Origin of the sequence: Streptomyces sp. NPDC060232 (assembly GCF_042726555.1) — a bacterium.
GTDB lineage: Bacteria > Actinomycetota > Actinomycetes > Streptomycetales > Streptomycetaceae > Streptomyces.
The window spans coordinates 385,015-407,768 of the sequence record NZ_JBHXAG010000003.1; the positions used below are offsets into that span (position 1 = coordinate 385,015).

At 72.6% G+C, this 22,754-nt stretch carries 18 protein-coding genes; 12 read left to right on the forward strand and 6 right to left on the reverse strand.

Going from position 1 to position 22,754, the window contains the following annotated elements:
* Positions 1–49 precede the first annotated feature (49 nt).
* Positions 50–745 carry a uridine kinase gene (locus ACFWFZ_RS08020; protein WP_387118415.1) on the forward strand — a complete coding sequence of 232 codons (696 nt, stop codon included), beginning with the start codon at positions 50–52 and terminating at the stop codon, positions 743–745.
* A gap of 174 nt (positions 746–919) precedes the next feature.
* On the opposite strand, the gene ACFWFZ_RS08025 is transcribed toward ACFWFZ_RS08020, so the two are convergent.
* Positions 920–1,615, reverse strand: a complete 696-nt coding sequence (locus ACFWFZ_RS08025; RefSeq protein WP_387118204.1) for a SigE family RNA polymerase sigma factor — start codon at positions 1,613–1,615, stop codon at positions 920–922.
* 199 nt (positions 1,616–1,814) lie between these two features.
* Between ACFWFZ_RS08025 and afsQ1 the strand changes: the two genes are divergently transcribed.
* From afsQ1 to ACFWFZ_RS08040, 3 genes are read left to right on the forward strand one after another with little or no spacing between them, the layout of a single operon-like run.
* Positions 1,815–2,492, forward strand: a complete 678-nt coding sequence (afsQ1, locus tag ACFWFZ_RS08030) for a two-component system response regulator AfsQ1 (RefSeq protein WP_063754818.1) — start codon at positions 1,815–1,817, stop codon at positions 2,490–2,492.
* Positions 2,390–3,976: an ATP-binding protein gene (locus ACFWFZ_RS08035; RefSeq protein ID WP_387118418.1), complete on the forward strand. Its 1,587-nt coding sequence runs from the start codon at positions 2,390–2,392 to the stop codon at positions 3,974–3,976. Before afsQ1 ends, ACFWFZ_RS08035 begins: the two co-directional genes overlap by 103 nt.
* Positions 3,969–4,622 (forward strand): hypothetical protein, encoded by a 654-nt coding sequence (locus tag ACFWFZ_RS08040; RefSeq protein WP_387118421.1) that lies wholly within the window; start codon positions 3,969–3,971, stop codon positions 4,620–4,622. Before ACFWFZ_RS08035 ends, ACFWFZ_RS08040 begins: the two co-directional genes overlap by 8 nt.
* 390 nt (positions 4,623–5,012) lie before the next feature.
* Here the strand turns inward: ACFWFZ_RS08040 and ACFWFZ_RS08045 are convergent, their stop codons facing one another.
* From ACFWFZ_RS08045 to ACFWFZ_RS08055, 3 genes are all read right to left on the reverse strand, one after another.
* Positions 5,013–6,659, reverse strand: coding sequence for a phospho-sugar mutase (locus ACFWFZ_RS08045; RefSeq protein ID WP_387118207.1), 1,647 nt, complete (start codon positions 6,657–6,659; stop codon positions 5,013–5,015).
* A gap of 35 nt (positions 6,660–6,694) precedes the next feature.
* Positions 6,695–7,501, reverse strand: coding sequence for a purine-nucleoside phosphorylase (locus ACFWFZ_RS08050; RefSeq protein WP_387118209.1), 807 nt, complete (start codon positions 7,499–7,501; stop codon positions 6,695–6,697).
* A gap of 178 nt (positions 7,502–7,679) precedes the next feature.
* A complete protein-coding gene (locus ACFWFZ_RS08055; RefSeq protein ID WP_030029477.1) occupies positions 7,680–8,117 on the reverse strand; it encodes a gamma-glutamylcyclotransferase in 438 nt (145 codons plus the stop codon).
* 198 nt (positions 8,118–8,315) lie between these two features.
* On the opposite strand from ACFWFZ_RS08055, the gene ACFWFZ_RS08060 reads away from it, so the two are divergent.
* Together ACFWFZ_RS08060 and ACFWFZ_RS08065 are read left to right on the forward strand one after the other, a co-directional pair.
* Positions 8,316–9,755 carry an NAD(P)H-quinone dehydrogenase gene (locus ACFWFZ_RS08060; RefSeq protein WP_387118211.1) on the forward strand — a complete coding sequence of 480 codons (1,440 nt, stop codon included), beginning with the start codon at positions 8,316–8,318 and terminating at the stop codon, positions 9,753–9,755.
* 175 nt (positions 9,756–9,930) lie between these two features.
* The gene (locus tag ACFWFZ_RS08065) at positions 9,931–10,881 is read left to right on the forward strand and encodes a DeoR/GlpR family DNA-binding transcription regulator (protein ID WP_078658907.1); all 951 of its coding nucleotides are present in this window, start codon (positions 9,931–9,933) and stop codon (positions 10,879–10,881) included.
* A 98-nt stretch (positions 10,882–10,979) separates the two neighbouring features.
* Here the strand turns inward: ACFWFZ_RS08065 and ACFWFZ_RS08070 are convergent, their stop codons facing one another.
* A complete protein-coding gene (locus ACFWFZ_RS08070; RefSeq protein WP_387118214.1) occupies positions 10,980–12,743 on the reverse strand; it encodes an acetyl/propionyl/methylcrotonyl-CoA carboxylase subunit alpha in 1,764 nt (587 codons plus the stop codon).
* Positions 12,744–13,915: 1,172 nt separating this feature from the next.
* Here ACFWFZ_RS08070 and ACFWFZ_RS08075 point away from each other — a divergent pair.
* Positions 13,916–14,530, forward strand: a complete 615-nt coding sequence (locus tag ACFWFZ_RS08075) for a hypothetical protein (RefSeq protein ID WP_387118217.1) — start codon at positions 13,916–13,918, stop codon at positions 14,528–14,530.
* Here the strand turns inward: ACFWFZ_RS08075 and ACFWFZ_RS08080 are convergent.
* The gene (locus tag ACFWFZ_RS08080) at positions 14,520–15,788 is read right to left on the reverse strand and encodes a helix-turn-helix domain-containing protein (RefSeq protein ID WP_387118220.1); all 1,269 of its coding nucleotides are present in this window, start codon (positions 15,786–15,788) and stop codon (positions 14,520–14,522) included. The two genes, ACFWFZ_RS08075 and ACFWFZ_RS08080, sit on opposite strands and share 11 nt — an antisense overlap.
* Before the next feature lie 168 nt (positions 15,789–15,956).
* Between ACFWFZ_RS08080 and ACFWFZ_RS08085 the strand changes: the two genes are divergently transcribed.
* The 5 genes from ACFWFZ_RS08085 to ACFWFZ_RS08105 are packed head-to-tail and all read left to right on the forward strand — an operon-like array spanning position 15,957 to position 22,742.
* Complete coding sequence (locus tag ACFWFZ_RS08085; protein ID WP_387118223.1) at positions 15,957–17,228, forward strand: MFS transporter; 1,272 nt, start codon at positions 15,957–15,959, stop codon at positions 17,226–17,228.
* Positions 17,229–17,277: 49 nt separating this feature from the next.
* Positions 17,278–18,519: an aldehyde dehydrogenase family protein gene (locus tag ACFWFZ_RS08090; RefSeq protein ID WP_387118226.1), complete on the forward strand. Its 1,242-nt coding sequence runs from the start codon at positions 17,278–17,280 to the stop codon at positions 18,517–18,519.
* Complete coding sequence (locus ACFWFZ_RS08095; RefSeq protein WP_387118228.1) at positions 18,516–20,240, forward strand: thiamine pyrophosphate-binding protein; 1,725 nt, start codon at positions 18,516–18,518, stop codon at positions 20,238–20,240. Before ACFWFZ_RS08090 ends, ACFWFZ_RS08095 begins: the two co-directional genes overlap by 4 nt.
* A gap of 25 nt (positions 20,241–20,265) precedes the next feature.
* Entirely contained in the window at positions 20,266–21,168 is a 903-nt protein-coding gene (locus tag ACFWFZ_RS08100) for an ACP S-malonyltransferase (protein ID WP_387118231.1), read from the forward strand.
* The gene (locus ACFWFZ_RS08105; RefSeq protein ID WP_387118234.1) at positions 21,165–22,742 is read left to right on the forward strand and encodes an MFS transporter; all 1,578 of its coding nucleotides are present in this window, start codon (positions 21,165–21,167) and stop codon (positions 22,740–22,742) included. The genes ACFWFZ_RS08100 and ACFWFZ_RS08105 overlap by 4 nt, the downstream gene beginning before the upstream one ends.
* The last annotated feature ends 12 nt before the right edge of the window (positions 22,743–22,754 follow it).

Below are 22,754 nucleotides of genomic sequence, written 5' to 3' on the forward strand. Positions count from 1 at the left end.
GGATCCCGCCTGTGGTCGTAGTCGCGTGCGCACGCAGCGTAGTGGAGGTGTGTTCCTGGACACCAACCGGTCACCGGGAGGATCCCCTACCCGGGGGAATGGTTCAGACTGGTGTCCCGTGAGCTCTTCCTCTCCTTCGCCGACCCGGGTCGTCCTGCTGACCGGTCCGTCGGGCTCCGGCAAATCCTCCCTGGCCGCCCGCTCCGGGCTCCCCGTGCTGCGCCTCGACGACTTCTACAAGGAGTGCGAGGACCCCACCCTCCCCCTGGTGGAGGGCAGCTCCGACATCGACTGGGACTCCCCGCAGTCCTGGGACGCCGACGCCGCCGTCGCCGCGATCGCCCAACTGTGCGCGTCGGGACGCACGGACGTGCCGGTGTACGACATCTCCACCAGCTCCCGCACCGGCTGGGACACCCTCGACATCGCCGACACCCCGCTGTTCATCGCGGAGGGCATCTTCGCCGCGGACGTCGCCGCCCGCTGCCGGGAACTCGGCCTCCTCGCGGACGCCATCTGCCTGCGCGGCCGCCCCTCGACCACCTTCCGCCGCCGGCTCGCCCGTGATCTGCGCGAGGGCCGCAAGTCCGTGCCGTTCCTGCTGCGCAGGGGGCTGCGGCTGATGCGCGCCGAACGCGGCATCGTGGCCCGCCACGTCGCACTGGGCGCACACGCCTGCGGCCGCGACGAGGCCCTCGGCCGCCTGGCCGCCGCCGGCCGCCACCGCACGACGACCCCGGCGTAGGACCCGCCGGGGCCGCGCCCCGGCGCCCTCGAACAGCTGAACCCGCGGACGTGAAAAGGCGGGATCAGGCGGACCCCCGGCCGCTTGATCCCGCCTCTTCTCCCCCCCCCCCCAACGGCCCCCGTCCCACCCCCGTAGGACGGGCCCCCGGCCCGATGGTCCGTGCAGGCCGCGTTACGCGACCAGCTCCTCGAAGGACTCCGCCTCGTCGCGGCCGAAGCTCAGCGACTCGTCCTCCCGCAGGCGCCGCAGCGAGCGCCAGATGCTCGACTTCACCGTGCCGACGCTGATCCCGAGGATCTCCGCGATCTCCGGGTCCGTGCGGCCCTCGTAGTAGCGCAGCACCAGCATCGTGCGCTGCGGCTCCGGGATCCGGGTCAGCGCCTGCCACAGCACCGCGCGCAGCTCCGTACCGCGCATCGCGTCCGTGTCGGAGGCCGTCTCCGGCAGCTCCTCCGTCGGGTACTCGTTCAGCTTCCGCCGACGCCACGCGCTGATGTGCAGGTTCGTCATCGTGCGGCGCAGGTAGCCGCCGACCGCCGCCTTGTCGCTGATCCGGTCCCAGGCGCGGTACGTGGAGAACAGCGCGCTCTGCAGCAGGTCCTCGGCCTCGTAACGGTCACCGGTCAGGTGGAAGGCCGTCGCGAACAGGGCGGCGCGCCGCTCCTGGACGTACGCGGTGAACTCCGCCTCCGACGCGGAGGACGGGGTCTGCTGGGCGGGAACCGCCTGGTACTGGTGTGCGTCAATGGCTACGACGTGGGCCGGCCGGGGCCGGGCGACCACCGCCGTACGGACACCCGCCCGGCGGTTCACATCGTGCAGCCGCGTGACAACCGCGCTGGTGCTGGTGCTGTGCAGCGTGTTCATCTCGCGCCCCCCGTCGTGGAGTGTCTCTGCTTCGGATCGCTGTGCGTTGACAAGAAGACTGCCCGGCCGACTTAACCGGGGTGTCCGTCGACTGTCACAGCACTGTCACAGCGACCATCGGAGGGACCCGGCGGACTCCCGCAGGATCTCGTTCACCTGACGGTCGAACTCCCGACGGGCTATGGGACAGAATGAGCCCGTGCCTTTCCTGTTGCTGATCGAGGACGACGACGCCATCCGCACGGCCCTCGAACTCTCCCTGTCTCGCCAGGGCCACCGTGTGGCCACCGCGGCGACGGGCGAGGACGGCCTCAAACTGCTCCGGGAGCAGCGGCCGGATCTGATCGTGCTGGACGTGATGCTGCCCGGGATCGACGGTTTCGAGGTGTGCCGGAGGATCCGCCGCACCGACCAACTGCCGATCATCCTGCTCACCGCGCGCAGCGACGACATCGACGTGGTCGTCGGCCTGGAGTCCGGAGCCGACGACTACGTGGTCAAGCCCGTCCAGGGGCGGGTCCTCGACGCCCGCATCCGGGCCGTACTGCGCCGCGGCGAACGCGAGTCGAGCGACTCGGCGAGCTTCGGCTCCCTCGTCATCGACCGGGCCGCCATGACGGTGACGAAGAACGGCGAGGACCTCCAGCTCACGCCGACCGAGCTGCGGCTTCTCCTCGAACTGAGCCGCCGGCCCGGACAGGCCCTCTCCCGCCAGCAGCTGCTGCGCCTGGTCTGGGAGCACGACTACCTCGGCGACTCGCGGCTCGTGGACGCCTGCGTCCAGCGGCTGCGCGCCAAGGTCGAGGACGTGCCCTCCTCGCCCACCCTGATCCGTACGGTCCGGGGCGTCGGCTACCGCCTGGACTCCCCGCAGTGATCCGGTCGTTGCTCGCGGGCCGGCGCTGGACCAGCCTGCGGCTGCGGCTCCTCGTGGTCTTCGCCCTGGTCGCCCTGACGGCCGCCGTGTCCGCGTCCGGGATCGCCTACTGGCTCAACCGCGAGGCCGTGCTCACCCGCGTCCAGGAGGCCGCGCTCGGCGACTTCCGGCAGGAGATGCAGAACCGCGCCGCCGCACTGCCCGCCGATCCCACGCCCGAGGAGCTGCAGCGCACCGCCGAGCTGATGGCGGGCAGCAGCCCCGGCTACAGCGTGCTGCTCGTGCAGGAGGGCAAGGACAACCGCCAGATGTACGGCGCGGCCGGGCCCGACAACTTCCGGCTCGCGGACGTGCCCAAGTCCCTGCAGAACGCGGTGAACGACCGGCAGAAGACGACCGCAGCCAACGACGCCGAATACCACGTGTACTGGCAGCGGACGAAGCCGCGCGGCAACCCGTACCTGGTCGGCGGGACGCGGATCGTGGGCGGCGGGCCGACCGGCTACATGTACAAGTCCCTCGCCCAGGAGCGGGACGACCTGAACGCGCTCGCCTGGTCGTTGACCATCGCCACCGGCCTGGCGCTGCTCGGCTCCGCGCTGCTCGCACAGGCCGCGGCCCGCACGGTGCTCAAGCCCGTACAGCGGCTCGGGGACGCGGCGCGGCGGCTCGGCGAGGGCGAACTGGACCACCGGCTGGAGGTGTCGGGCACGGACGAACTCGCCGACCTGTCGCACACCTTCAACAAGACGGCCGAGGCGCTGGAGAAGAAGGTCGCCGACATGAGCGCGCGGGAGGAGGCCAGCCGGCGTTTCGTCGCGGACATGTCGCACGAGCTGCGCACCCCGCTGACGGCGCTGACGGCGGTCGCCGAGGTGCTGGAGGAAGAGGTCGAGGACCTCGACCCGATGATCGCGCCGGCGGTGGGCCTGGTGGTCAGCGAGACCCGCCGGCTGAACATCCTGGTCGAGAACCTGATGGAGGTCACCCGCTTCGACGCGGGCACGGCCAAGCTGGTCCTGGACGACGTCAACGTCGCCGACCAGGTCACGGCCTGCATCGACGCCCGGGCCTGGCTCGACGCGGTCGAACTCGACGCCGAGCGGGACATCACGGTGCGACTCGACCCGCGCCGCCTCGACGTCATCCTGGCCAACCTGATCGGCAACGCGCTCAAGCACGGCGGCTCGCCGGTGCGGGTGTCGGTGACCGTGGAGGGGGACTGGCTGGTGATCGCGGTCCAGGACAACGGGCCGGGCATCCCCGAGGAGGTCCTGCCGCACGTCTTCGACCGCTTCTACAAGGCGAGCGCGTCGCGGCCGAAGTCGGACGGGAGCGGGCTCGGTCTGTCGATCGCCGTGGAGAACGCACACATCCACGGCGGCGACATCACCGCGGCCAACGTGCCGGGCGGCGGGGCGCTGTTCACCCTGCGGCTGCCGGTGGACGTGACAAAGGCGATCAGGGGTGACCTGGATGCGTAGGGCCCTGCCGGCGGTGCCGGCCGTACTGGTCCCCCTGGTCGGGATCGCGCTGCTCGCGACATCCGGCTGCGGGATCCGGGCGACGACCGTGCCCGTGGACGTGGGCGCGGCGCCGTCGCGCGTCTCGTGCGACACCCCGGCCCAGCCGGGCGGGCACAGCGACCCGCCGGGATTCCCGGCCAAGGTGGAGCTGGTCTGCGGTTCACAGCTGGTGGGCGTGGAGCGGATCGTCCCGATGCCGGAGAAGAGCGCCGTACGGGATCCGGTCGTGCAGGCCGCGCAGGCGCTGCTGGAGGCGCTGGAGCGGACGCCGAGCGCGGAGGAGCGGGACGCCGGCTTCACGACCGGGGTGCCGGCCGGGCTGACGGCGGGCGCGCCGACGGCGGGCGACCCGGCGGGCACGGTGCGGCTCAGCCGCAAGCCGGAGGATCTGCCGCCGGTGGCGCTGTCGCAGATCGTGTGCACGCTGGCGGGCAGCGAGACGGTCTCGGCCGGGCGGGGCCCGGTGGTCCTGGGCGGACCGGACGCCGATCCGCCGCGGGCGTGGGAGTGCACCGACGCGGTCCGCTCCCGTCCGGAGTCGGTCCCGACGCTGGGCGAGATCGTCCGCCCGACCGCGACCGCGACCGCGTCCCCCGCACGCTGAGGCCCGCGCGGCTCCCGCCGTGCGGGCGCTGAGGTTCGCGTCCGGGCGCGCTGCCGTTGCGGGGGCTCCGCCCCCGGACCCCCGCGCCTCAGACGCCGGCGGGGCTGTTCTTCAGCCCGTCCGGCGTCTGAGGACCGGGTCCGAGCAGAGCCCCGGGAAACGGCGAAAGGGCAGAGGCTCCGCGCAGCGGCCCCGCTACACCGGCGGCCCCCTGAGCCGGGGCTCAGGGGGCCGAGGGGAAGCGGGTGGCCAGGTCCCCGCCGGACGGGGCGGGAACCTGGCCGGGCGGGGCCGGAGCCCCGGGCCCGGTCCGACGGACGGAGTCCGGCGCAGCGGAGCGAAGCCGGGGAGGCCCGCCGGGGCCGAGTCGCGCGAGCGGCGCCGAAAAAATCAGAGGCCCATCGCCGCCGCGAGGTCCTTCTTGATCGCGTCCAGGACTTCCTGGCCGGTCACGCGGGCGGCCGCGAGGTCGCTGGCCTCGGCCACCGGGACCACGACCTCCAGGTAGCACTTCAGCTTCGGCTCGGTACCGGAGGGGCGCGCGATGACGCGGGCCTTGTACGCGCCGTCCAGGTAGTAGCGCAGGCCGTCCGTCGGCGGCAGCGACGGCGTGCCCTTCGCCAGGTCCTCCGCCGAGACCACCCGCAGGCCCGCCAGCGACACCGGCGGCTCCGACCGCAGCGCGGCCATCGCCGAGGCGATCACCGAGAGGTCCGAGACGCGGACCGACAGCTGGTCGGTGGCGTGCAGGCCGTGGGCCATCGCCAGGTCGTCCAGCAGGTCGCTCAGCGTGCGGCCCTGCTCCTTGAGCTCCGAGGCCAGTTCGGCGACCAGCAGGGCGGCGGTCACGCCGTCCTTGTCGCGGACGCCCTCGGGGTCCACGCAGTAGCCGAGCGCCTCCTCGTAGCCGTAGCGCAGGCCCTCGACGCGGGCGATCCACTTGAAGCCCGTGAGGGTCTCCTCGTGGCCGACGCCCGCCGCCTGCGCGATCCGGCCCAGGAGGCTGGAGGAGACGATGGACTCCGCGAAGACGCCGGTCGCGCCCTTGTGGACCAGGTGCGCCGCGAGGAGCGCGCCGACCTCGTCGCCGCGCAGCATCCGCCAGCCGTCCGCGGTGGGGACGGCCACCGCGCAGCGGTCCGCGTCGGGGTCGTTCGCGATCACGATGTCCGGCTGGACCTCGGCGGCCCTGGCGAAGGCCAGGTCCATCGCGCCCGGCTCCTCCGGGTTGGGGAACGCCACCGTCGGGAAGGCCGGGTCCGGTTCGGCCTGCTCGGCGACCAGGACCGGCTCCGGGAAGCCGTGCCGGGCGAAGGCCGCCATCACGACGTCCTTTCCGACGCCGTGCATGGCCGTGTAGACGGTCCGCACGCCCCGGGGGGAGCCGGGGGTCAGGACGGCGTCCGTACGGGCCAGGTAGGCCTCCAGGACCTCGTCGCCGAGGTCCTCCCAGCCGGATTCCGGGCGGGGGACCGAGGCGAGCGTGCCGACGCGGGCGATCTCCGCCGCGATCTCGGTGTCCGCCGGGGAGACGATCTGCGAGCCGTCGCCGAGGTAGACCTTGTAACCGTTGTCCCGGGGCGGGTTGTGGCTCGCGGTCACCTCGACGCCGGCGACGGCGCCCAGGTGCCGTATGGCGTACGCGAGGACGGGCGTGGGCAGCGGGCGGGGCAGGACGGCCGCGCGCAGGCCGGCGCCGGTCATGACGGCCGCGGTGTCGCGGGCGAAGTCCGCCGACTTGTAGCGGGCGTCGTAGCCGACGACGACCAGGCCGCCGGCGTGGCCCCGGGCCTTCAGGTAGGCCGCGAGGCCCGCCGCGGCCCGGATGACCACGCTGCGGTTCATCCGCATCGGGCCCGCGCCGATCTCACCGCGCAGTCCGGCGGTGCCGAACTGGAGGGTGCCGGAGAAACGGTCGGCCAGTTCCGCCGTGTCGCCCGCCCCGATGAGCGCGGCGAGCTCGGCCGCCGTCTCCGGGTCGGGGTCCTCCGCCAGCCAGGCCTGCGCCCGGGTGATCAGGTCGTCCTGTTCCTGCACTACTTCCGCCTTACCTCTCGTACGGTCCCGGAGCCTCAGATGCGGGCGAGGACCTGGGTCAGCAGCTTGCCCATGCGCGCGGCCGAGTCGCGGCCGGCCTGCAGGACCTCTTCGTGGTTGAGCGGCTCGCCGGAGATGCCCGCCGCCAGGTTCGTGACCAGGGAGATGCCGAGCACCTCGGCGCCGGCCTCACGGGCGGCGATGGCCTCCAGCACGGTGGACATGCCGACCAGGTCGGCGCCCATGACGCGGATCATGTTGATCTCGGCCGGGGTCTCGTAGTGCGGGCCGGGGAACTGGACGTAGACGCCCTCCTCCAGGGAGGGGTCGATCTCCTTGCACAGCGCGCGCAGCTTGGGCGAGTACAGGTTCGTCAGGTCCACGAAGTTCGCGCCGATGATCGGCGAGGTGGCCGTCATGTTGATGTGGTCGCTGATCAGGACCGGCTGGCCGGGCTGCATGCCCTCGCGCAGACCGCCGCAGCCGTTGGTCAGCACGACGGTCTTGCAGCCCGCGGCGACGGCGGTGCGGACACCGTGGGCGACGGCGGCGACGCCGCGGCCCTCGTAGTAGTGGGTGCGGCCGAGGAAGACCAGCGCGCGCTTGTCGCCGATCTTGTACGAGCGGACCTTGCCGCCGTGTCCTTCGACGGCGGCCGGGGGGAAGCCGGGCAGCTCGGTGACGAGGAACTCGGCCTCGGGGGCGCCCAGGGCCTCGGCGGCCGGGGCCCAGCCGGAGCCCATGACGAGGGCGACATCGTGGGTCTCGGCGCCGGTGAGCTCCCGCAGGCGGGCGGCTGCGGCGTCGGCGGCGGCGGTGGGATCGGTAACAGATGCGTTCACGCAGACGAGCGTAGCCGCTCATTGCCTACGCGCGTAGATGGCACAGCTCACCATGCGCGGATCGTTGTCTTGTCGTTTCCGACCACATGTCCGCCGCGACCCACCGTGACCTGCGGTGACCGACGGGCGTCAGACGCGGGAGCCCCCGCAGCGGGGTCGGCGGGAGCCCCGTACCGGGTCAGCAGGGGCGCTTGCGCAGCTCCATCACGTAGTCGTGCGGAGCGCCCGCGGACTCGGCCGCGTCGGCGATCTCGCCCAGGTAGCGCGCCGAGGGCAGGCCGCCCTCGTAGCCGTTGAGTACGTAGCACCAGGCGGCCTCGTCGCCGTCCAGCGTGTGCACCCGGATCCGCATGCGCCGGTAGATGTCGAGCCCCACGCCCTCCCAGCGGTCCATCGAGTCCTCGTCCAGCGGGGCGATGTCGTACAGAGCGACGAAGACCTGGTGGCGCGGCGCCTCGACGATCGTGGCGAGGGAGCCCTCCCAGCCCATCTGCTCGCCGCCGAAGGTCAGCCGCCAGTCGTTGATCCAGCCCGTGCCGCGCAGCGGCGAATGGGGAGCGCGGCGCGTCATCAGCCGCGGGTCGAGGTTGCCGGCGTACGCGGCGTAGAGCGACATGAGGTCGAGGGTACGGGAGGGGTGGCCGTGGAGGTGTGTCAGGCGGGTGTACACCCGGACGGAGTCCCGGGCGGGGACCGGGCGCGAAGCACCTTGAAGCGTGCGGGACAATGGAGCACGGAATGCATCCCCCGGGGAGACCCCCCGGACCGCCGGCCGGGGCGGCAGCCGGCCGGGTAGACGTGAGGCGGACTTTTCGTGACCCGGATCGTGATCATCGGCGGCGGACCCGGCGGGTATGAGGCAGCGCTGGTCGGCGCCCAGCTCGGCGCGGAGGTGACCGTCGTGGACTGCGACGGCCTGGGCGGGGCCTCCGTCCTCACCGACTGCGTACCTTCCAAGACCCTGATCGCGACCGCCGAGGTGATGACCACCTTCGACTCCTCCTACGAGGAGCTGGGGATCATCGTCGCCGACGACACCCCGCACGTGGAGCAGGCGGCGCGCGTGGTCGGCGTGGACCTCGGCAAGGTGAACCGGCGCGTCAAGCGCCTCGCGCTCGCCCAGTCGCACGACATCACCGCCTCCGTCACCCGGGCCGGCGCCAAGGTCATGCGCGGCCGCGGCAAGCTGGGCGGCCCGCAGGGCATCGACGGCACCCGGGACGTCATCGTCACCGCCGCCGACGGCACCGAGACGATCCTGACGGCCGACGCCGTCCTCATCGCCACCGGCGGCACCCCGCGCGAGATCCCCGACGCCCAGCCCGACGGCGAGCGCATCCTGAACTGGACCCAGGTCTACGACCTGGAGGAGCTCCCCGAGGAGCTCATCGTGGTCGGCTCCGGTGTGACCGGCGCCGAGTTCGCCGGCGCGTACCAGGCGCTCGGCTCGCGGGTGACCCTGGTGTCCTCCCGCGACCGCGTGCTGCCCGGCGAGGACCCCGACGCGGCCGCCGTCCTGGAGGACGTCTTCCGTCGCCGCGGCATGAACGTCGTCGGGCGCTCGCGCGCCGAGTCCGCCAAGCGGGTCGGCGACCGGGTCGAGGTCACCCTCTCCGACGGCCGGGTGCTGACCGGCACGCACTGCCTGATGGCGGTCGGCGCGATCCCGAACACGCAGAACATGAACCTGGAGGAGTCCGGCGTCCGGCTCAAGGACTCCGGGCACATCTGGACCGACAAGGTCTCGCGCACCACCGCGCCGGGCGTGTACGCCGCCGGTGACGTCACGGGCGTCTTCGCGCTCGCGTCCGTCGCGGCCATGCAGGGGCGCATCGCGATGTACCACTTCCTCGGCGACGCGGTGGCCCCGCTGAACCTGAAGACGGTGTCCTCGAACGTCTTCACCGACCCCGAGATCGCCACCGTCGGCTACACCCAGGCGGACGTGGACGCCGGGAAGATCGACGCCCGCGTCGTGAAGCTTCCCCTGCTGCGCAACCCGCGCGCCAAGATGCAGGGCATCCGCGACGGCTTCGTGAAGATGTTCTGCCGCCCGGGCACGGGCATCGTGGTGGGCGGCGTGGTCGTCTCCCCGCGTGCGAGCGAGCTCATCCACCCAATCTCGATCGCCGTCGACAACAATCTGACGGTCGAGCAGATCGCAAACGCGTTCACCGTGTACCCCTCGCTGTCGGGGTCGATCGCCGAGGTGGCCCGCCAGCTGCACACGCGGAAGGCGGGCGGAGAGGCGTGACCGGCCCCAACCGCCCCACGCCCCAAGGGTGTTGGGGCGGTGCGCCGCCGCGTGGCCGTACGTTCACCCAGACCTCGGGCCGCGTATACCACTAGTCGCCCTGCCAGATGGACAACTTCGGTATTCCGGCGCAAAGAGCTGAAAGCAGACGGTCGTTGGGGTTACTGTCAGTTTCGTGTTCGCTGCAGAACGTCGCCAATTGATCCTCGAAATGGTGCGGGCCAACGGAGCGGTTTCGCTCCGGGAGCTCGCCCGCGTCGTCCAGACCTCCGAAGTGACCGTACGGCGGGACGTGCGGGCACTGGAGGCCGAAGGACTCCTCGACCGCCGACACGGCGGTGCGGTCTTGCCGGGCGGTTTCACGCGGGAGTCCGGCTTTCCGCAAAAGTCCCATCTCGCGACGGCGGAGAAGACCGCCATTGCCGATGTCGCGGCCGGCCTCGTGGAAGAGGGCGAGGCCGTCGTCGTCGGCGCCGGCACCACGACGCAGGAGCTGGCCCGTCGGCTCGCCCGCGTGCCCGGCCTGACCGTCGTGACCAACTCCCTCCTGGTCGCCCAGGCGCTGGCCCATGCCAACCGGGTCGAAGTCGTCATGACGGGCGGCACCCTGCGCGGGTCCAACTACGCCCTCGTGGGCAGCGGTGCCGAGCAGTCCCTCCAGGGGCTGCGGGTGTCCCGGGCCTTCCTGTCCGGGAGTGGTTTGACCGCCGAGCGCGGGCTGTCCACGTCCAACATGCTTTCCGCCAGCGTGGACCGGGCGCTGGTGCAGGCGGCGGCGGAGGTGGTGGTCCTGGCGGACCACACGAAGCTCGGTACGGACACCATGTTCCAGACGGTTCCGACGGACGTGATGACTCGCCTGGTCACGGACGAGCCCCCGCCGCACGACGACCGCGCGGCCACGGAGCTCCAGGCCCTGGCGGACCAGGGTGTCCAGATCACCGTGGCCGGCGGCCCCGTGGCCTCCGGCGGCGTGGACGGCATGCAGGGCCGCCGCCCGCGCCGGGACTCCCCCCTCCCGGTCCAGCGCCGCGGCGGGCCCACGGCCCAGCTGCGCAGCGCGCCCGGCGGGATGCTGGAGCAGCAGGCGGAGCGGGCACGGGTCGCCGACATGCGGCGGCGGTAGGCGCCGGCCGGCGCCGGCAGGGATGTCCCCCTGAAATCACGCAGGCCCCGCCCGGATCGGGCGGGGCCTGCGTGTGTCCACGGACGCGATCCGGGACGTCAGTCCTTGATCTCGCAGATGGTGGCGCCGGAGGTGACGGAGGCGCCGACTTCGGCGGTGAGGCCCACGATGGTGCCGGAGCGGTGGGCGTTGAGCGGCTGCTCCATCTTCATCGCTTCCAGTACGACGATCAGTTCGCCCTCGGTGACCTGCTGGCCCTCCTCGACGGCGACCTTGACGATCGTGCCCTGCATCGGGGAGGCGAGGGTGTCGCCGGAGGCGGCCGGGCCGGACTTCTTGGCCGCGCGGCGCTTGGGCTTGGCGCCGCCCGCGGCGGCCGTGCGGGCCAGGGTCATGCCGAGGGAGGACGGCAGCGAGACTTCCAGGCGCTTGCCGCCGACCTCGACGACGACGGTCTCGCGGCCCGGCTCGTCCTCGGTCTCCTCCGCGGCCGGAGCCGTGAACGCGGGGATCTCGTTGACGAACTCGGTCTCGATCCAGCGGGTGTAGACGGTGAAGGGGCTGCCGTCGGTGGGGGCGAAGGCGGGGTCGGCGACGACCGCGCGGTGGAAGGGGATGGCCGTGGCCATGCCCTCGACCTCGAACTCGGCGAGCGCGCGGGCGGCGCGCTGCAGTGCCTGCTCGCGGGTGGCGCCGGTGACGATCAGCTTGGCCAGCAGGGAGTCCCAGGCCGGGCCGATGACGGAGCCGGACTCGACGCCCGCGTCGAGGCGGACGCCGGGGCCGGTCGGCGCGACGAACTTCGTCACGGTGCCGGGCGCCGGGAGGAAGCCGCGGCCCGGGTCCTCGCCGTTGATGCGGAACTCGATGGAGTGGCCGCGCAGGACCGGGTCCCCGTAGCCGAGCTCCTCGCCGTCGGCGATGCGGAACATCTCGCGGACCAGGTCGATGCCGGCGACTTCTTCGGTGACCGGGTGCTCGACCTGCAGGCGGGTGTTGACCTCCAGGAAGGAGATCAGGCCGTCGGCGGAGACGAGGAACTCCACCGTGCCGGCGCCGACGTAGCCGGCCTCCTTCAGGATGGCCTTGGAAGCGGCGTACAGCTCCGCGTTCTGAGCCTCGGTCAGGAACGGCGCGGGGGCCTCCTCCACCAGCTTCTGGTGGCGGCGCTGGAGGGAGCAGTCACGGGTCGAGACGACGACGACGTTGCCGTGCGAGTCGGCCAGGCACTGGGTCTCGACGTGGCGCGGCTTGTCGAGGTAGCGCTCGACGAAGCACTCGCCGCGGCCGAAGGCGGCGACGGCTTCGCGGACGGCGGAGTCGTAGAGCTCGGGCACCTCTTCGAGGGTGCGGGCGACCTTCAGGCCGCGGCCGCCACCGCCGAATGCGGCCTTGATGGCGATCGGCAGGCCGTGCTCCTTGGCGAAGGCGACGACCTCGTCGGCGCCGGAGACCGGGTCCGGGGTGCCGGCGACCAGCGGCGCGCCGGCGCGCTGGGCGATGTGGCGGGCGGCCACCTTGTCGCCGAGGTCGCGGATGGCCTGCGGCGGCGGGCCGATCCAGGTCAGACCGGCGTCGATCACGGCCTGGGCGAAGTCGGCGTTCTCGGACAGGAAGCCGTATCCGGGATGGATGGCGTCCGCACCCGAGTCGGCGGCGGCCTGGAGGACCTTGGAGATGTCCAGGTAGCTCGCGGCCGGGGTGTCACCGCCCAACGCGAAAGCTTCGTCTGCCGCGCGGACGTGCAGAGCGTCCCGGTCCGGATCGGCGTAGACGGCTACGCTCGCGATCCCGGCGTCCCGGCAGGCCCGAGCAACGCGGACAGCGATTTCGCCACGGTTGGCGATGAGCACCTTGCGCACGATGGCTCCCTCCTTGAAACAAGCTGAGTTTAGGGACAGCCCACACGGCCTTTCGACCCTTCCCCGGTGGTGACCTTGCCCACACAGAGTGTGATGCGAGGCCCGCTCCGCCGGAGAACCCTTGTGGCGCCCCAGGTCAGGGGGATCCCCGACTGCACAGTAGCCCCGTCATGTATCCAAGGTCTCTGTCTCCCCGGTCAGCGGCCCCGGGTGATTCTTTGTCGAGTCCCTACGAACGGCGCACATCTTCTTTGCGGTCGTGAGCGGAGTTGTCCCCTTGTTTACTGATTGGTAGCAGCCCCGTCGTCCCAGCCCTACCGGGACAACACCGTACCCACAGCGATGTAGCCCACGCGGGTCCCGGGCGGGGAGCAGCGCGCCGGGTGTCCTCCGGATGGTCGACGCCGAGGTCCCGGGCGAAGCCGCGTGCGGGGCTGTGCGCGCAATACCGGAGTGAATGGGTCCGCTTCTTCCGGGGGGTGCGGTCACCGAGGCGTCGCGTCCCGTCACGGCCGCAAAGACGAAGGCCTGATCGGCGGAAAGCGCGGGTGCGCGCCGAGCGGACGAATGTTTTAGGCCACTCGGCGCGCCATGCGCCTCAGGGGCGGGCGGACGCGAGGGTTCGACGGAGGGCATTCAGCGGTCATTGCCTGTGCCGGGAGCAGGCTTTTGGGCGGTTCCCCGGACGCTCGGAGCGCACCAGCGGACGGGGCGTCAGCGGTTAATCCTTCAAGGAGATATGACAGCCGGTCAGCTGGAGTCAGATCGGCCCTGACGATGTTGACTGTGGCGAACGCGCCAGGTTAGGTTTGCTGCTCCGTGTGCCCTGCCGGACGGGCTGAGGCAAGTGGCTGCGGGGTCGCAGCACCGAGCCGGCCGAGCGTCCCGCAGGCCGTTTCCCGTCTCAGTGCTTCGAGCTCCGGCACCCAGCGGTTGATAAAAGAGCGCTTTGACCGGGCGTTTCTATGAATACCCATTTCATTCCCCGACGCCGGTGCGCACCGGAGTCGGGTGACTGCAAATGAAGATGTGAGGGAAAATTGCCGGGGGATGATCTTCTCTATGACATACATCAACCTGAAAGGGATGCGCGGGTATCGGAGTTATCGGAAGAGTGGCGGCGGTCGGACCGCCCGTACGACGTCGGTGAGGGTGAGGTCCACGTCTTCTCCGTGCTGAACGGGAGCGAATTCCGCTCCGCGCGGGAGATGCCGCACGACGGCTCCGCGGGCGACGACCGGACCGTCCGGGCCCTGCTCGCCCGCCTGCTGATGCGGCCGCCGCACGACATCCGCCTCACGCGGGACGACCTGGGGCGGCAGAGATGGGACGCGGGGCCGTTGGGGCTCGCGGTCTGCCGGGACGAGGGAGGGCTGCTCGTCGCCCTCGCCCGGGGCCTGTCGGTGGCGCTCAGCGCGGTCACCGTCCCGAGTTCGGTCGAGGCGGAGGCGTTGCTGCCCTTCAGCCGGCCGGAGCGCGCCTTCGCGGGGGAGGCGGCGGCGGGCAGGCGCCCCCTGGTCCTGGCCCGGATGTGGGCGCGCAAGGAGGCGGCGCTGCGACTGGCCGGACGCGGAGCCTTCGCGCTGGCCGCCGAGGTGGACGTGATGGCCGCCGGGCCGGACGGCAGGGTGGCGCTGCCCGCGTCCGGGCGGTGGAATGCGGGCGGCGTCGCGTACGTACGGGATCTGCCCGCCGGAGTGGGAACGGCGGCGGCCGTGGCGGCCTCCGCTCCCCTGCGCAGGGCGGTGTTCCGGAGACTGCGATGTCCGGAGCTCGCTACGGCATGAGCACGGCGTGCGGGTCGACGCCGGGGACGTGGCCGGGGGCGCTCAGCTCCCGCCACGTCTCCATCGCGAGCCGGACGGCGCCGGCCTTCTCGTAATCGGCGGCCGCCGCCCTGAGGTCCTCGGCCGCCGCTTCCTCCTGATCCGCCGATCGCCGGGCGCGGGCCCGGATCACCGTGCAGCGGGCCCGGTCGATCGGGTCCAGCGCGGAGGGGTCCAGTGCGTCGGCGGCCGCGGCCGCGTCGTCCGCGGAAGCCTCCCCGGACCGTACGGCGGCCAGTGCCTCCAGGGCCGCGAGCCAGGTCGCGGCCGCGGGCGCGGGGTCGAGCGGCTGCGCCCGGCGGACCCGGTCCAGCAGGGCTGCGGCGCTCGCGTCGCCGGTGGCGAGGGCCAGCAGGGCGCGGGCCCGGTCCAGGCGGATGCGCAGCCGGACGCCGTCCGCCCCGCCGAGCAGCTCGTCCGCTTCGGCCAGCAGGCCGAGGGCCTCACTACCGCCGGCGAGGTGGCGGACGCCCGCCGCCGCCCAGAGCGCAGACGCGCGCAGCGGCTCGGCCGCCACCGCGGGCACCTCGGCGAGCAGTGCGTCACCGAGGCTCTTCGCGCGGTGCCACTCCCCGCTCTCCACATACGCCGTCAGCAGCACGACCTGGGCCTGGACGCGTTCGGGCCGGCCCGCGTCGAGGCCGACGGCGGCGCCCGAGGCCTCCTCCGCGAAGGTGACGGCTTCGGACAGGCGCCCCGTGCGCCGGTAGAGGTCGGCGAGTTCGATCGCGGCCCGGGTGCGCATGAGCTGCGCGGCGGTGGTGATCGGGTCGTTCAGCAGCTCCAGCAGGGTCGCCTCGCGTGCGGCATCGGCCCCGAGGCGGTCGAGTACGGTGGCCAGTTCCCAGCGGGCCTCCCAGCGCACCTCGTCGAAGCCGCCGTCGCCGGCCTGCCGGACGACGTCGTCCAGCTGGCTGCGGGCCGCGGCCCAGTCTCCGGCCAACTGGCTGGAGCGGGCCGCCACCAGAAGGCCGACCAGCTGGAGCCGGTGGGTGCGCTGCCGGTCCCGCGCCTCGGGCTCGCAGAGCTCCTCAAGCGTCACCCCGAGCCGCCCGGCGATGACCTTGGCCGCCTTGAGGCTGGGGATCCGGTGACCGCTCTCCACCAGTGACACGTAGCTGGACGAGACGCCCTCGCCGGCGAGGTCCCCCTGGGACAGGCCCTGGATGCGACGGCTTTCCCGGACGCGTTTCCCGAATGCTGGCTGCTCGATCGTCAAGGTTCGGCTCGCTGTGTGGTTGAAGGGCGGATGGGTATTACGGAGTGTGACAAAGATTCTACCCGACAGGGCGCGTTCGGCAGGGCCGGTTCGTACAACGGTGCCGATTTTGGCGCATTCTTGGGCTATTCATGTAGTCACATTCGAGTCATGTTAAAGTCAATACTCATGACAATCGATGGACGGCCAGGTCGGCGGCGCCGGTGGGGCATCTATGTCCTGTTGGGCGCGGTGGCGGTCAGTTCGGTCGGCGAGGCGATGATGGTCGTCGCCGTCCCGTGGTTCGTGCTCCAGACGACGGGCAGTGTGGCCCAGACCGGAATCCTCGTCGCCCTGGGTGCCGTCGCCTCCGGAACCGTCGGATTCGTCTCCGGCCCCCTGGTGGACCGTTGGGGATTCCGGACGACGGCGGTGCTCTCGTACGCGGTCGGCGGTATCGGGGCGGCATGCATTCCGGTCATGCATGCGCTGGAGATGTTGGACTTCCCGGTCCTTGCCGCTCTCGTCGTGGCCGCCAACGTGCTGGACATTCCCGCCTCCGCGGCCGTCACCGGCCTGGTGCCCGAGCTGTCCGCGGATGCGGACATGCCGCTGGAGCGGGGCAACGCCCTGCTCAGCGGAGTCCATCAGGTCGCCCAGTTGTGCGGGCCGCCCCTGGGGGGAGCCGCCGTCGCCCTGCTCGGCGTCTCCCACGTCCTGCTCATCGACGCGGCGGCCTGCCTTCTGGCGGCGGCCCTCATCCTCGGCTGCGTCGCGGCCGGCCGGGCCCGGGCCCCGGGCGCGCGGGCTGCGGAGCCCTACCTGGCCGAGCTGCGCTCGGGGCTGCGCACCTTGCGCGAGCACCGGCTGCTGCGGGCCATGGCGGTGTCCGGTACCGCCTTCAACGGCCTGGACAGCGGGCTGGCCGGCGTGGTCCTGGTGACGTACGCCTACCAGTACCTGGGGAGCGCGGCGAGCCTGGGCGTCCTGCTCACCGCGTTCGGGCTGGGGGCGGTGGCCGGCACGGTCGGCTACGCGGTCGCCGGGCACCGGCTCGGCGCCCGCCAGGTGTACCTCGGCTCGGGCTTCGCGGTGGCCCTGTCGATCGGCGCGCTCGCGGCCCTGCCCTCCCTCGCCGTCGGCGCCGTACTGCTCGCCCTGCTCGGGGCGTTCGCCGCCCCGGTGGGTCCGGTTCGGACCGGCGTGCTCCAGCGCAGCGTTCCGCGCGAGCAGTACGGGCGGGTGACGGCCGCGGTCGACACGGCCGGGCTGGTGGCCGTTCCGCTCGGGGCCTCCCTGACGGTGGTGCTCGTGGGCGCCGCCGGCCTGCGCCCGGCGGTCGCCACGCTCGCCTGCGCGTATCTGCTGGTGGTCTGCTGCTGCTGGGCGGCGCCCGCACTGCGGGGCATGCAGGCCGGTCGACAGCCCATGACTGCCATGACTGAACTTGACAATCAATGACAAGGGGTTGACGCTGACTCTCCATGGACTCCGCCCCGAGGAGGGATACATGAGCTCCGCTCCCGCCTGGCCGACCGCTCTCGACGAGCCGGTGCAGGTCCCCGACCCCGGACGCCTGGAGGCACTCCGCGCCGTCCGGGACTTCCTGGCCGGCGACCCCGGCGCCGTCCACGACCTGCTCTGCGAGATCTCCACGCACCGCGCCGCCGGATACGAGATCGAGGCGACCATCGCCACGCTGGACGGCGCGCTCGCCGAGTTCGAGACGTACCGTCCGGGCCGGGTCCCGCGACTGGCGGTCTACATGCCGTCCAACGTCGTCCTGTACTCGTACGCCCTGTACCTGCTGGTGCCCGCCCTCTTCGCGGACCGGCTGGTCTTCCGCCCCTCCAGCCAGGTCAAGGACCAGATGGGCAGGCTGCACCGGCTGCTCGCCGCGCACCACGGCCTGCCGATCGAACTGACCAATGCCAGCCAGCGCGAATTCCTGCGTGAGCACGTCCAGCCGGCCGATGTCGTCGTCTTCACCGGCGCCTACCGCAACGCCGAGCAGATCAGACCCCAACTGGCCCCGGGCCGGCTGTTCCTGTTCCTGGGCTCCGGGGTCAACCCCTTCGTCGTCGCCCCCGGCGCCGACCTCACGAAGGCGGCCCGGGACGCGGTGGAGATCCGGATGCACAACGCCGGCCAGGACTGCCTGGGTCCGGATCTGTTCTGCGTGCAGGAGGACCTGCTCGACGAGTTCCTCGACACCCTCGTCACCGAGCTCAAGGCCCTGCGCTACGGGCCCTACACCGATCCGGACGCCGACTACGGGCCCGTCTTCTACGACGGCGCGCTGGAGGAGGCAGCCCAGTTCCTGGCCCGCAACCGCCGCAGCATCGTCCACGGCGGCCACGTCGACTTCCGCGAGCGGCGGATGGAGCCCACCGTCGTCCTCGGCGAGGAGGTGACCCCGCGGACCCCGGTGCCGGAGTTCTTCGCGCCGGTCTTCAACGTCGTCGGCTACCGCGACCCGGAGGCCCTGGCGGCCACCCTCACCACCGCGGTGTTCACCGAACGCGCCCTCGGGTCGAGCGTGTACGGCGACGCCCCCGCCCTGGTCGAGGCGCTGCGCCGGCGCACCACCGTCACCGTCGACACCACGCTGCTGTCCATCGACGACGGCAACGCGCCCTTCGGCGGATACGGGCGGATGGCGAACTACATCACCGACGGCACGCAGATGTGGACCGAGCCGGTCCTCGTCTCCAAGGCCGTCGCCGAGCACCTCCCGGCGGCCGGCCGATGAACGACGTGACGTACCCGAGCGCCTGGCACGCCGTCGCCGACCATCTGCACCACCTCGGCGCCGGCGCGGTCTTCGGCCTGCCCGGCGACGACATGGACCTGCTGGGCGCCCTGGAAGGCACCGACACCCGCTTCGTCCTCTGCCGCGACCAGCGCAACGCCCTCTTCATGGCGACCGGTTACGCGCTCGCCTCCGGGCGGCCCGGCATCTGCGCGGTGGGCAAGGGCCCGGCCCTGACCAACACCCTCACAGGGGTGTTGGAGGCGGCCTCCGCGGCCGCGCCGGTCGTCCTCATCGCCGGGGGCACCGCCCTGGACCGGCTGGGCACGGGGGCGTTCCAGGAGCTCGACCAGCTCGCCGCGGTGCGTCCGTACGTCAAGTGGGCGGCGCGGGTGGACCACGCCGACCGGCTGGCGGGCGTACTGGAGAAGGCCGTCGCCATCGCCGTCAACGGCACGCCCGGCCCCGTGTACGTCGAGATCGCGGAGCAGGCGGCCGGGGAACCGGTCACCCGCACGGCCCCCTGGCGGCCGGCCGCCCCGCAGCGGCAGACCCCGGACCCCGCAGTGCTGCGGACCACCGCCGACACCATCGCCGCGGCCCGGCGGCCCCTGCTGCTGGTGGGCGGCGGCGCCCGCCACCGCAACACCGGCCGCCTGCTGGAGGCCTTCGCCGAGCGGGTCGGCGCCGCAATCTTCACCACCGCGTCCGGCCGGGGCACGATCGCCGAGGACCATCCGCTCTTCTGCGGAGTGTCGGGCCTCTACACGGTGGCACCCGCCGACCGGCTGTGGCGCGAGACCGACCTGGTGATCGCGCTCGGCAGCCGGCTGGAGGAGACGGCGACCTTCGGCTGGCCGGACGCCGCCGGGCTCCCGGTGATCCAGGTGGTGACGGGGGAGGAGAGCCTCGTCACCGGAAGGCCGGGCACCGGTGTGCTGGGCGATGTCGGACAAACCGTCGAGGCCTGGTCCCGGCTGCTGGACCGGCCCGCGGGCGAGACCGCCTGGACCGGGCGGGTCCGGGCCGTACGGGAGGCGCACGCCGTACGCGCGGCCGAGCGGGCGTCGGCCGCGGACGCGGCGGCGGCCGCCGCCGGCCCGGCCGCGGGCGTACCGGTGGCGCGCGTGCTGTCCGCCCTCGCCGACGCCGTGCCCGAGACACGCATCCTCGTCCAGGAGAACGGCCTGCAGGACATGTGGTCGTACTTCTACCCCCACTGGAGCTGCGGGGCCCTCGGCGGGTCCGTCGTGCCCAGCGAACAGACCCCGCTCGGCTTCGGCGCCGCGGCTGCCGTGGGCGTCGCCCTGGCCGAGCCGGGACGGCCCGTGGTGGCCGTGGCCGGCGACGGTGCCTTCAACCTCTTCCGCTCCGAACTGCCCACCGTCGCCGACGCGGGCGTGCCCGTGCTGTACGTGGTCCTCGACAACGGCGGCTACGGGTGGCTGCAGACCAACCTGGAGCGGGTGTCGGGCACCGGCTCGCGGTTCGCCTTCACCGTCGACCGTCCGACCGGATCCGAGGGCCTGGCCCACGCGTACGGCCTCGGATACTGGCGGGCCGACAACCCTGGCGATCTCCACGGCGTCCTCCATACGGCGTGGCAGCACTGCGCGGAGAACAGCACGGCAGGGGTGGTCGAGGTGAGGGTGTCCCTCGCCGACAGCCCCCCGGGCACCTCCGGGGCGAACGGCGACTTCCCGCTGCGTGAGGACGAATGAACGACTGCGAGACAAGGATGGGGCAATGGCCGTAGCGCTCTTCTTCCCCGGGCTCATCCCGACCCGATTCGACGCGATCAGCGAGTTCGTCACCACGAACGACCACGCCAGACGCAGATTCGCCGAGGCGGACGAGGTGTTGGGCTACTGCCTGGCCGACGCCTACCGCGAGGCGTCCATCTATGACTGGGAGGTGTTCGAGACCGGGTTCATGGCACTCACCCTCGCCCTCGCCGACTGCGCGCAGGACCGCCACGGAGGCCGGCCCGCCGTCTGCGGCGGGCAGAGCTTCGGCGCCTTCATGGCCGCCGTCTGGGCCGGTGCGCTGACCTACCCGGACGCACTGGAGCTGATCCGGCGCAGCGTCGCCGTCGAGACGGACTACTTCGACTCGCTGAAGGAGCCGCTGGGCTGCCACTTCTTCTACCGGCTTCCGCACGACACGGTGCGGCGGCTGGTGGAGGAGACACGGGCACGGGGGGAGTGGATCGAGCTGTCGGTGGTCCTCGACGAGGAGGTCCACGCGGTGTCCGCGTCGCTGCGCTCCCTGGAGCGCTTCGAGCAGCGGGTCCGCGAGGAGGGCGGGTTCCCCTTCTACACGATGAACCGCGCCGAGCACTGCTCCGCCGTCTCCGGGCTGCGCGAGCGCCTGCACGACGAGGTCTACGGCACGGTGCCGTGGAACGCCCCCGCGATACCCGTCCTGTCCGACGTCGACGGGCGGCTCCTGACCGATCCCGAGGAGATCAAGCAGGACCTGCTGGACGGCTGGACCACACCCGTCCACTGGCAGACGATCCTGCAGGGCCTGCGCACGGCGGCGGTCGACGAGGTGTGGATCCCGGGCCCGCGCAACATGTTCGCGCGGATCACCAACAAGGCCATCCCCACCCGGGTGATCACCCCCAAGACGGCGCTCGAAGCGTGAGCGCCGGGACGAAGACGCCGGCGGACCCGGCCGGGCGCCGGGTCCTGTCGGCGGCGGTGTTCGCGAGCGCCCCGGCCGAGGTGCTCGACTTCCTGCTGCCGCTGTGGGCGGGCTCGGCGCTGGAGGCCGGTGCGTCCGTGGTGGGCGCCCTCATCGCCTTCGAGGCGGTGCTGTCGCTGATCGTGCGCCCTCTGGCCGGGGAGCTGGCCGACCGTTTCGACCAGCGGCGGGTGGCCGCGGCCGGCGCGGGCCTGTACGCCCTGTCGTTCGCGGGGTACGCGCTCGCCGACTCCCTGCCGGTGGCCTTCGCCGCGGCGGGCCTGGGCGGCGCGGGCGGCGCGCTGTTCTGGGTCGCTCTGCGGGCCTGGACCGGGCAGCAGGCGAGGGACGGCGACGGCACCGCCGCATACGGGAAGTTGCTCTCGGCCGAGGGCCAAGGCGCTTTCGTGGGCTACCTGGTGGCCTTCTCCCTGCTGGAACGGACCGGCTACCCGGCGCTGTTCTGGCTGGGCGCCGCCGCCTGCGTGCTGGCCACGGCCCTGCTGCTGCGCGGGCCGCGCACGCCTCCGGCCCGCCCCGGCGCGGAGGCCCGGGGGTCGGGGGAGCGGCTGCGGCGCGGGGCGGCGGAGCGCCGGCTGCTGCCGCTGATGGTGGTGTCCGCGGTGACGGCCGCCGCCGAGGCCGGGCTGTGGATGCTGTTGCTGCTGCGGCTGCAGGGGGATCTGGGCCTGTCGCCGAACGAGATCGCGCTGGTCTTCGCCCCCGGCTTCGTGGTGTTCGTGCTGCTGCCGGAGCACGCCCACCACCTCACCGACCGGCTGGGCCGGACCCCGACCATGATGGCCTCGTTCGCGGCGGGCGCGCTGTTCGCCGCGGGGCTGGCGGTCGTCTCCACGCCCCTGGCGATAGCCGCCTTCTGGACCGTGGCCGCCGCCTGTTTCGCGGCGCAGATCCCCGTCGAGCAGGCGACGGTGGCCGCCGCGTCCGGTGGCCGGATCGGCCGGGGCATGGGCCTCTACGAGACCGCGCGCCTGGCCGGTGTGGTGGCCGGCCCGCTGGTGATGGGGGTGCTCTACGAGGAACTCGGCTGGGTCGCCGCGTGTGTGGCGGCCGCCGCCACCTCCGCCGTGGGGGCGGTCGTGGTGCCGTTCGCGGTCCGCGTCCTGCGCCTGCCGCCGCAGGAGGACAACGCCGGGACAGCGGCGCCGGCCGGAACGGCGGCCGGTGCGGTGCCGGAGACAGTACACATGACACAGGACGGAGAAGACATGGACACGAGCAAGCCCGAACCGGCTCAGCCCTCGGCGGAGCCCGCCCTGGGCCCGAAGGCCCACGCCCGCAAGGAGCGCCGGGACTGGTACATCCACACGGCCGCGTTCGCGCTGGGGCAGCTGGTCCTGTGGGCCCTGGACTCCAGTTGGCTCGTATGGCAGATCACGGACGGCAGTGTGCCCGACGACCAGCGCGGGCCGCTGGTCTGGTTCGGCCGGATCTGGCTGACCATCTGGGTGATCGACACCCTCTGGTCGTGGTCCTACACCATCTGGCCGCGGGAGAAGAAGGCCAAGTCGTAGTCCCGCCGTACG